General features: G+C 68.9%; 9 protein-coding genes and 1 pseudogene. 6 read left to right on the plus strand and 4 right to left on the minus strand.

Going from position 1 to position 8,075, the window contains the following annotated elements:
- Nucleotides 1–548: pseudogene (locus tag ACWGI8_RS34430) on the minus strand (hypothetical protein); the annotation flags it as partial.
- Nucleotides 549–827: 279 nt separating this feature from the next.
- Here ACWGI8_RS34430 and ACWGI8_RS34435 point away from each other — a divergent pair.
- The 3 genes from ACWGI8_RS34435 (at nt 828) to ACWGI8_RS34445 (ending at nt 2,837) form a co-directional block, all read left to right on the plus strand.
- Nucleotides 828–1,475, plus strand: a complete 648-nt coding sequence (locus ACWGI8_RS34435; protein ID WP_453667026.1) for an ATP-dependent DNA ligase — start codon at nt 828–830, stop codon at nt 1,473–1,475.
- Between the two features lie 160 nt (nt 1,476–1,635).
- The gene (locus ACWGI8_RS34440) at nt 1,636–2,475 is read left to right on the plus strand and encodes an aldo/keto reductase (protein ID WP_453667028.1); all 840 of its coding nucleotides are present in this window, start codon (nt 1,636–1,638) and stop codon (nt 2,473–2,475) included.
- A gap of 143 nt (nt 2,476–2,618) precedes the next feature.
- The gene (locus tag ACWGI8_RS34445) at nt 2,619–2,837 is read left to right on the plus strand and encodes a hypothetical protein (protein ID WP_453667030.1); all 219 of its coding nucleotides are present in this window, start codon (nt 2,619–2,621) and stop codon (nt 2,835–2,837) included.
- Between the two features lie 212 nt (nt 2,838–3,049).
- Here the strand turns inward: ACWGI8_RS34445 and ACWGI8_RS34450 are convergent, their stop codons facing one another.
- Nucleotides 3,050–3,748: a response regulator gene (locus tag ACWGI8_RS34450; RefSeq protein WP_453667031.1), complete on the minus strand. Its 699-nt coding sequence runs from the start codon at nt 3,746–3,748 to the stop codon at nt 3,050–3,052.
- Nucleotides 3,745–4,986, minus strand: coding sequence for a sensor histidine kinase (locus ACWGI8_RS34455; RefSeq protein WP_453667039.1), 1,242 nt, complete (start codon nt 4,984–4,986; stop codon nt 3,745–3,747). The genes ACWGI8_RS34450 and ACWGI8_RS34455 overlap by 4 nt, the downstream gene beginning before the upstream one ends.
- Nucleotides 4,987–5,240: 254 nt before the next feature.
- On the opposite strand from ACWGI8_RS34455, the gene ACWGI8_RS34460 reads away from it, so the two are divergent.
- Together ACWGI8_RS34460 and ACWGI8_RS34465 are read left to right on the plus strand one after the other, a co-directional pair.
- Nucleotides 5,241–5,900: a DUF998 domain-containing protein gene (locus ACWGI8_RS34460; protein WP_453667033.1), complete on the plus strand. Its 660-nt coding sequence runs from the start codon at nt 5,241–5,243 to the stop codon at nt 5,898–5,900.
- Nucleotides 5,901–6,212: 312 nt separating this feature from the next.
- Complete coding sequence (locus tag ACWGI8_RS34465) at nt 6,213–6,671, plus strand: GNAT family N-acetyltransferase (RefSeq protein ID WP_453667035.1); 459 nt, start codon at nt 6,213–6,215, stop codon at nt 6,669–6,671.
- A gap of 199 nt (nt 6,672–6,870) precedes the next feature.
- Here the strand turns inward: ACWGI8_RS34465 and ACWGI8_RS34470 are convergent, their stop codons facing one another.
- Nucleotides 6,871–7,242 carry a YybH family protein gene (locus ACWGI8_RS34470; RefSeq protein ID WP_453667037.1) on the minus strand — a complete coding sequence of 124 codons (372 nt, stop codon included), beginning with the start codon at nt 7,240–7,242 and terminating at the stop codon, nt 6,871–6,873.
- 136 nt (nt 7,243–7,378) lie between these two features.
- Between ACWGI8_RS34470 and ACWGI8_RS34475 the strand changes: the two genes are divergently transcribed.
- Nucleotides 7,379–7,999 carry a TetR/AcrR family transcriptional regulator gene (locus tag ACWGI8_RS34475; protein WP_453667038.1) on the plus strand — a complete coding sequence of 207 codons (621 nt, stop codon included), beginning with the start codon at nt 7,379–7,381 and terminating at the stop codon, nt 7,997–7,999.
- The last annotated feature ends 76 nt before the right edge of the window (nt 8,000–8,075 follow it).

The raw sequence follows: 8,075 nt of genomic DNA on the forward strand, positions 1-8,075 counted from the left end.
CACATGCCCAGGCCGGACAGCTGCCCGTACTGCGGCTGCTGCCCGAACATGCCCTGGCCGTGGATCTGACCGAACTGACCGAACTGACCGGGCTGGCCCTGCATCTGCTGGCCGGGGAACTGGCCGATCTGGCCGTACTGGCCCGCCTGGCCCTGGCCGGTGATCTGCGCGAGCGCGGTGTGCACGATGGGCGCGATCCGGCGGGCGCACTCGGTCAGCACCATGCTCCAGGCGTGCGGCGGGATCTGCCCCTGCGCCTGGATGCCCATGAGGATCTGCGGGTCCGTCCGCAGATGTTCCGTCACCGCGCTCACCGCTGTCGCCGCACATCGCAGCGACAGCTCGGTCACCAGCAACGGCAACTGCTGCTGCCCCTGCATCCCGAACGGCTGCTGCCCTTGGCCGAACTGGCCCTGGCCCTGCTGGCCGAACGGCTGCTGCTGCTGGCCGAACGGCGACTGGCTGTACAGTTGCTGCCCCATCGGGGGCTGGCCGTAAGGCTGCTGGGTCTGCGGCTGGCCGATCTGCTGGGGGGTGTAGACGGACATTCGGACTCCTCCTTGAGTCTCCGACGGAAACGCACGAGAAGCGGCAAACCGGAAGCCGGTCCGCCGCCACGGAGCAGCAAACCACCAACCGACCAAGAACACATTTCGGGACATACCACCAAGCGGCGGTAGCGCGTGGAACGGGCTGCCGAAGGGCAGGGCAACCCGCGGCATCGGCCCCTGTGGGCGCCGCCGATCCGCCCTCCGGCCCCGGCGTCGTCGCGGGCACGCAGGGCAGGCGGGTGGCCGAAGCGCGTCGACGGGGTCACGCTGGAAACCATGAGCGTGCACCCGCCCCCCGCCTCGCACGGTGCGCTGCCTCCCCTGGCGCCGATGCTCGCGGTGATCGGTCCGCCACCCGGACCGGAGGCAGAGGCCGAATACGTGTACGAAACGCTGTGGAACGGCGCCCGTGTCATCGCCCATCTGCCCGGTGACGGCAGCGTGCGCCTGCTGTCGGCGACGGGGGTGGACGTCACGGCCCAGTACCCGGAGTTCCAGTCACTGGCCGGTCTGCTGCCCGCGCCGGAAGCGGTGCTCGACGGGGAGATCATCACCCTGGACGGCCAGGGGCACCCATCGGTGGAGCAGCTGCAGCAGCGGATGAGCCTGCACCATCCGGACGCCGTCGCCCACGCCCGCGAAGACCTTCCCGTCCATCTGATGATCTTCGACATCCTGTATCTCGGGGAACCGACGGTGCACCTGCCCTACACCTCCCGCCGGGACCTCCTGGACGACCTCGCACTGGCCGGACCCGGCATCGCCGTACCCGCGGCCTGGCCCTCGAGCGCCGCCCAGGCGCTCGAGCAGACGTACACGGAAGGCTTCGACGGGGTGATTGCCAAACGGCTCACCAGCCCGTACCTGCCCGGACGCCGCTCCCGCGACTGGATCAAGATCAAGCACCTTGACGCGGACACGTGAGGCATCGGCTGTGAAGCGTGGATCGCGCGTCCGACCGCGCGACGAACGTGCTCTCAGGAGGCGGCAGCTCATGATGAGCGGTCGTGCTCGCGGGTGGACCGACGCTGTGGGCCAACTGCACTGTTAACGTTGTCCCTTGACCGGGGGACGGAGACAGCAGATGGCATCGGCCACGTTCAGTATCGGCGGGGACCTGGGCGTAGGGCGGCTCGGATTCGGAGCCATGCACCTGCCAACCAAGCCCGTGCCCGACCGCCAGGCATCCCTCGCGGTTGCCCGGCGGGCCGTCGAACTGGGCGTCACGCTGATCGACACCGCGCACCTGTACGGCGGGGGAGCCAACGAAGAGCTCCTCGCCGAGGCCCTGCACCCCTACCCGGACGGGCTGCTCATCACCACGAAGGTCGGCGTCGCACGATCGGGCCCCTCCGGCGAATGGAGGCTGGACGGGCGACCGGACGTCCTGCGCGCTCAGGTCGAACAAGCCCTCCGCCGGCTTCGCGTCGAGCGGATCGAGCTGCTCCAGCTGCACCGCATCGATCCGGAGACACCGCTGGCCGACCAGCTCGGCACGCTCCGGGACCTCCAGGCCGAGGGCAAGGTCGGCCGGATCGGACTGTCCGAGGTCACCGTCACCGAACTCGACCAGGCACGGGACATCATCGACGTCGCGAGCGTGCAGAACCGCTACAACCTGCTCGACCGCGAGCACGAGCCCGTGCTCGCTGCCTGCGAGGTGGCGGGGATCGCCTTCCTGCCGTGGCGGCCCGTCGCAGCAGGGGCGTCGGGCGCGCAGGCAGAGATCGCTGCTGTGGCGGCCGAGGTCGGTGCCACCCCCACCCAGGTCGCGCTCGCATGGCTCCTCGGCCACTCGCCGGTCATCCTCCCGATCCCGGGCACCGCCCGGATCGACCACCTGGAGGAGAACCTCGCCGCAGCACACCTCCATCTGACCCCGGCCCACCGCGACCGCCTCGACCGGCTGCCCGAGCAGGCATAGGTTCTGCCTGTTCGGTCGTGATCGGAGCCGAGCCGGATGAGGACTGCGGCGGCGGTGACGGCGGTGCCGATGCAGGCGAACGGTCGCAGACCCCGGTCCCTGCCCGAGGCGTTACGCAACTCACCCAACTACGATCAGTCGTCATGCCAGCCGAACCCGAGCATCACACCGTGCACCACTTCTCCCAGGCCAACCCCTCCGGCCCGGGCTGCGACAGCGCCCCGGCCCTTCTGCGGCGGGTGGCAGACTCCATCGAGTCCCTCGGCCCGATGGAGATCCAGGACATCGTCATCCACTCGGAGATCACCGAACACGGCGCCTGGCTCTCGGCCACGGTCTACTACCACCGGGACGGGGAGTGATCCGTAAGGCGTAGGACACGCTGGACAGCCGTGCTTCCTGGGCCAGTTCGTCACCTGGCAGGCGTAAGACGCCGCCGACGCCGCCGACTTGTCGTTTCACGCATCGAACGTGGGCCGGTACGGCGCGACGCAGGGCATCGAACGTGGGCCGGTACACCGCGACGCAGAGCAGGGTCTGACGCTCGGTGCACGTACGTCCGCCCGACCGGGTGCTACTGGTCGTTCGACCCGAGGCCCACCAGACCCGCTTCGTAGGCCATGACGACCGCCTGCGTGCGGTTGTTGGCGTCCAGCTTGGTGAGCACGTTACCCACGTGCGTCTTGACGGTCTCCAGGCTCACTCTCAGTTCGGTGGCGGCTTCCTGATTGGACTTCCCCTTCGCCATGAGCCGCAGAATCTCGATCTCGCGGCCGGTGAGCAGGGCGGCCCTGCCAGTGGCGGCATTGCGCCGTACGGGCCTTTCGGCGGCCAGCCGGCGGACGGCGTCCGGGAAGAGAACGGAGTCACCGGTGGCCACCAGCCGGATGGCGTGCGCGATCTGCTGGGACGGGGCCCGCTTGCGGATGAACCCGCTGGCGCCTGCCCGCAGGGCGTCGTAGACGTGCTCGTCGTTCTCGAACGTGGTGATCACGATGACCTTCGGCGGGTCGGGCAGCGCGGACCTCAGCCGCCGTGTCGCCTCGATGCCGTCCACATCAGGCATCCGCACGTCCATCAGTACGACGTCGGGGCGTAGCCGTTCGACCATGGGAAGCACCTCGGCGCCGTCGGCGGCCTCGCCGACGACAGCGAGGTCCGGCTTGGCCGACAGCAGAGTCCGCAGTCCGGTACGCGTGAGCTCCTCGTCGTCGACGATGAGGACGGTAACCGGCGGCTCGGCGAGCCCGGTTGGGCCGCTGTTCGTGTTCATGGCGCCGACCGTAGCGGTATCCGTGCCGCCAGCCGCCAGTGCGTGCCACCGGTCTCGTCCGTACGCCCCGCGGACACCTCGCCGCGCAGCAGTCGCACCCGCTCGGCGATGCCCGTCAGCCCGTGCCCCCGCTCCGTGGCCGGGCGGGACGGGCGAAAGGTCACCGTTGCGTCGAGCGGGTTGATGAGTTCCACCTCCAGCCAGCCGTCCCGTGCGGCGACCCGCAGGCTGATGTCGGCGAGCGCGCTGTGCCGCAAGGCGTTGGTCAGGCCCTCCTGGATGATCCGGTACGCCTCCCGCGACACGGTGGCCGGCACCTGCGCGAGGTCCCCGGCGGTGTCCACGCTCAGCCCGGTGCCGGCCTGCCGGACCCGCTCCGTCAAGGAGCCGAGGTCGGCAAGGGTGTGCTGCGGTGTGGTGGGCGACTTCCCATCCCGCAGGACGCCGAGTACGTGGTCGAGGTCGTCCATCGCGGCGCGGGATGTCTCCTCGATGCTGCTGAGAGCGCGTCGGGCGGCTTCGGGGTCACTGTCCATCAGTTCCCCGGCGACGGCGGCCTGGATGGTCGATGCCGTCAGGGTGTGCCCTATCGAGTCGTGCAGTTCCTGGGCCAGCCGGTTGCGCTGGGCCAGCAGGTCCCGCTGCTGTTCCACGGCGGCCAGCCGTTCGCCGGGCCGATGTCCGAGGAGGACTGCGGCGAGCAGCCGCATGGCTGCCGCGCCGCCGGCGGTGACGTACCCGGCGAGCGCAAGACATGCTGCGCAGACGACCGCCGTCCACAGGCCCTGCCACCCGTGCTCTATGTGGATGGTCCATCCGAAACTCGTCACCGGACCACCACCGCTCAGCCAGACCGAGGGGAACACGACGGCCGCGAAGACCGACAGGCAGGCCACCGCGGTCACCACGCCGCCGACCGCCAAGTGCGCTGCCAGATAGGCCGATGTCCGCAGCTGGTTCACCCACAGGGATGTCGACGATTCCAACGGGGCGGGAAGCCCCGCGCCCAGGAGCCCGTTGGCCAGCCGGACGCATCCCCGACGCGTCGCAAGCGGAGCGCCCACGGCCACGAGCACCGCGCACAGCACGGCGCCGAATGCCACGACACGAAGCGCCGCCGGCCACTGCGACGGCGTGGCGAAGAGCGCCAAGACCAGTGGCGGCGGACTCATGACCGCGCCGAGAAGTACGTATGCCCAACTCCGGTACGGGGAACGGCTGAAGCGCGGCCCGAGCATTTTCCTCACGGCCCGAACAGTACATTCGGGGCCGTGCTGCACGCCTCCCTCGAAAGAGCCAGCACCGCCTCCCACTTCACGGGGAAGACGAGTTGCCCCGACGCAGCGATGCGGAGCCTCACCGTCGACTGCGACTGTTGCAGGAGAGAAGAGATGCTCATTCGGGACCATGGAAGGCCGTCTTGAAATCGAATCCCACGCTGCATTCCGAAAGCCGCACGTCCTTGGCCGCAAGGGTCGGTGCGGCCGTATGGATGGCCGCCATTGCGCAGTTCTTCGTCGTCCAGGTGGTCGTGGAGGCCGGCTGGCGCACGCCGTACAGTTGGGCGACGTACAACATCAGTGATCTCGGCAACGTGCACTGCCAGACCTGGGACGTCTCCCGGCCTCGGTATGTGTGTTCACCGCTGCACGACGTCATGAACGCTTCGTTCGCCGTCCATGGCGTCCTGCTGCTGGCCGGCACGCTGCTGGTCGGTGCGTGCTGGGGCCGGGGGTGGATATCGGTGGGTGCCCGGATCCTGTTTGTCGTCAACGCCGCTGGTTGGGTCCTGGTCGGCTTTGTTCCGGCAGACGTCAACGAGGACCTTCATGTATTGGGCGCGCTCCTCATCATGGGGCTGGGAAATATCGGACTCATCTGTTCGGGATTCGCCCCGAGGAGTTCCCTCTTCGGTGGACTGCGCCCCATAACCCTGTCCATGGCCGCCGTCGCAGTGGTTGCGGCGTGGATGTTCTTCGGCGGGCACGATCCCGGTATCGGTATGGGCGGCCTGGAACGGATCGCGGCCTTTGCGCTGGACGCGTGGACCCTCGTCATGGCCCTCGCCGTACTCCGCGCCCACCGGCAGGACGACGAGGGCATGTGGCAGCGCTCAGTGCCACGGAGCGGCCCGGCTCTCGATCGCAGTTGAGCGGCATGCGCCTGGCCGCCCTCGTCTCCCGGATCAGCCCCCCATTTCCCGGATCAGCACCCCGGGCAAGCCGACGGGATCGACGTCGGACCAGGGTTCACGATCCTGCGGGGCGCTCGCTCCACCCGAGCACAGACGTCAGCTCCTGTCCGGCAGCATGAAGGGGGGTGACCGCAAGCGCCGTGGGATCGTGCAATGGGGGCCACTGGCAGCCGGGTACCCGGCCGTGTCGGGCGTGTCGGCCGGGGAAGGACGGCGTGGCACGCCGTGGCATGCTGGGGGCAGCCGCTGTCGACGAAAGTGTGAGGAACCGTGCCGCTGAGCACCGGCCTGGACGTGCGCCCCGTGGCCTCAGGCGACCGGGCTGCATGGGACCCGCTGTGGCAGGCGTACCTGAACTTCTACGACCATGCCCTTCCGCCCGGCGTCACTGATCTGACGTGGGCTCGGTTCGGCGATCCGGCGGAGCCGATGGGCGCGCTGGGGGCGTGGGCTGACGGCGCCCTGGTCGGCATCTGCCACTACATCTTGCATCGTTCGACGTGGGCCGCGGGTACTTACTGCTATCTGGAGGACCTGTTCACCACGCCCGCCGCCCGCGGCCAGGGAGTGGGCAGGGCGCTGATCGAGGCGACGGCCGCGGCGGCCCGGGAGGCAGGGGCGGAGAAGCTCTACTGGCAGACGCACGAGGGCAATGCCTCGGCGCGTGCCCTCTACGACCAGGTGGCCCGCCACGAGGGTTTCCTCGTCTACGAGCGTCCGCTGATCTGACCCAGCAGGGCAGGGTGGTGTCCCTGCCGGCCCGAGGGGGCCGCCGACGGAATTCGCGCCCCGCTGGTCGCCGAGGCGATCGCCGAGCCGTATCAGTTGCGCCGGCTCAAGACGGGGCATGCCCGAGCGGTCACGTTCGCGGTGATGACGAGCGTGGTGACGGGTCGCTGCCGGTCGTCAGAGGCCTTGTGTGAGCCGTTCAGTGCTCGGTGTTGACCCGGGAGACGTGGTATTGGCGGATACGCCAGGTGTCGCCGTCGCCGTTCCGCTGGAGGACCAGCGACAGGTGCACCGAGGCCTCCCAGTCCGCCGGGTCGCGGAAGGTGACGTCCGCGAAGCCTCCGGCTACGTGCTCACTGATCGTGTAGGTGTGGAGGATCGTCACATCGGCGCTGCGGTCGCTCGGGACCGCAGCGTAGTAGCCCCGTACGGCATCCCGGCCGGAGAGGACCTCGGGTCCGAAGCCCTGGAACAGGGCGTCGGGAGTGAACAGGCCGGCCATGACGTCCGGCTGGTGGCCGTCGAACGCGGCCTTCCAGTGCTTCAGAACCTCGTGCATCGGGTTGCTCATCGTGTTGTCCCTTGTCCATGTGTGCGGGTGGGGGAGGCGGCGCTCGCCGTAATGGCCGCCTGTGAGCGAGTCGAGCCGGTAGTAACTAGCCGACCGGTCTATTGCAAACTAGTCGAGCGGTCGTATACTTGGCAACATGGGACGGACAAGTGACGCCAGAGAGAAGATCATCAGTGCTGCGCAGTCACTCATCGAGCTGCGTGGGTACTCGGCGCTGGGCGTGGCCGAGATCTGCAAAGCGGCTGGGGTACCCAAGGGCAGCTTCTACTACTTCTTCGAGTCCAAGGAAGCCCTGGCGCTGACGGTCCTAGACGAGCACTGGGCCGGTCAGCGGCGCGACTGGACCCGCATCCTCCAGAGCGATGCGGAGCCCCTTCAGCGGCTGCGGCAACTGTTCGACGAGACCGAGGCGGCTCAGCGCGCCGGTCAGAAGAGTTGCGGCACCGTCTCGGGGTGTCTGTTCGGGAATCTCACTCTGGAGCTGAGCAATCAGACCGAGTCGATCCGCGAGCGCCTGCAGGCGATCTTCGATGCTCAGGTGGACATGGTCGAGTCGGTCATCACCGAGGCCCTTCAGCGGGGAGAGGTCAACGTTGCCGACCCCCGTGAAGCCGCCCGGTCGATTGTCGCGCAGCTCGAGGGCCAGGTGCTGTTTGCGAAGCTCTACAACAACACGTCCCGGCTCGGCGCTCTGTGGGCGAACTGCCTGGCCCTGCTCGGCGCCGGCGCGCCACAGGAGGCAGTGACCGGCACGTGACGCCGGCCCGCCGCAGGGATGCGGCAGGTTGGAGCGGCCGACTCCTCCGTGCGCGGGGCGGCAACGGCCTCGCAGC

It is taken from the genome of Streptomyces sp. NPDC054841, from assembly GCF_053611045.1.

Bases quoted from the DNA above. Each gene is read 5' to 3' on its own strand.
- ACWGI8_RS34435 (WP_453667026.1), top strand. From the start codon at position 828: ATGAGCGTGCACCCGCCCCCCGCCTCGCACGGTGCGCTGCCTCCCCTG.
- ACWGI8_RS34440 (WP_453667028.1), top strand. From the start codon at position 1,636: ATGGCATCGGCCACGTTCAGTATCGGCGGGGACCTGGGCGTAGGGCGG.
- ACWGI8_RS34445 (WP_453667030.1), top strand. From the start codon at position 2,619: ATGCCAGCCGAACCCGAGCATCACACCGTGCACCACTTCTCCCAGGCC.
- ACWGI8_RS34450 (WP_453667031.1), bottom strand. From the start codon at position 3,748: ATGAACACGAACAGCGGCCCAACCGGGCTCGCCGAGCCGCCGGTTACC.
- ACWGI8_RS34455 (WP_453667039.1), bottom strand. From the start codon at position 4,986: ATGCTCGGGCCGCGCTTCAGCCGTTCCCCGTACCGGAGTTGGGCATAC.
- ACWGI8_RS34460 (WP_453667033.1), top strand. From the start codon at position 5,241: ATGGCCGCCATTGCGCAGTTCTTCGTCGTCCAGGTGGTCGTGGAGGCC.
- ACWGI8_RS34470 (WP_453667037.1), bottom strand. From the start codon at position 7,242: ATGAGCAACCCGATGCACGAGGTTCTGAAGCACTGGAAGGCCGCGTTC.
- ACWGI8_RS34475 (WP_453667038.1), top strand. From the start codon at position 7,379: ATGGGACGGACAAGTGACGCCAGAGAGAAGATCATCAGTGCTGCGCAG.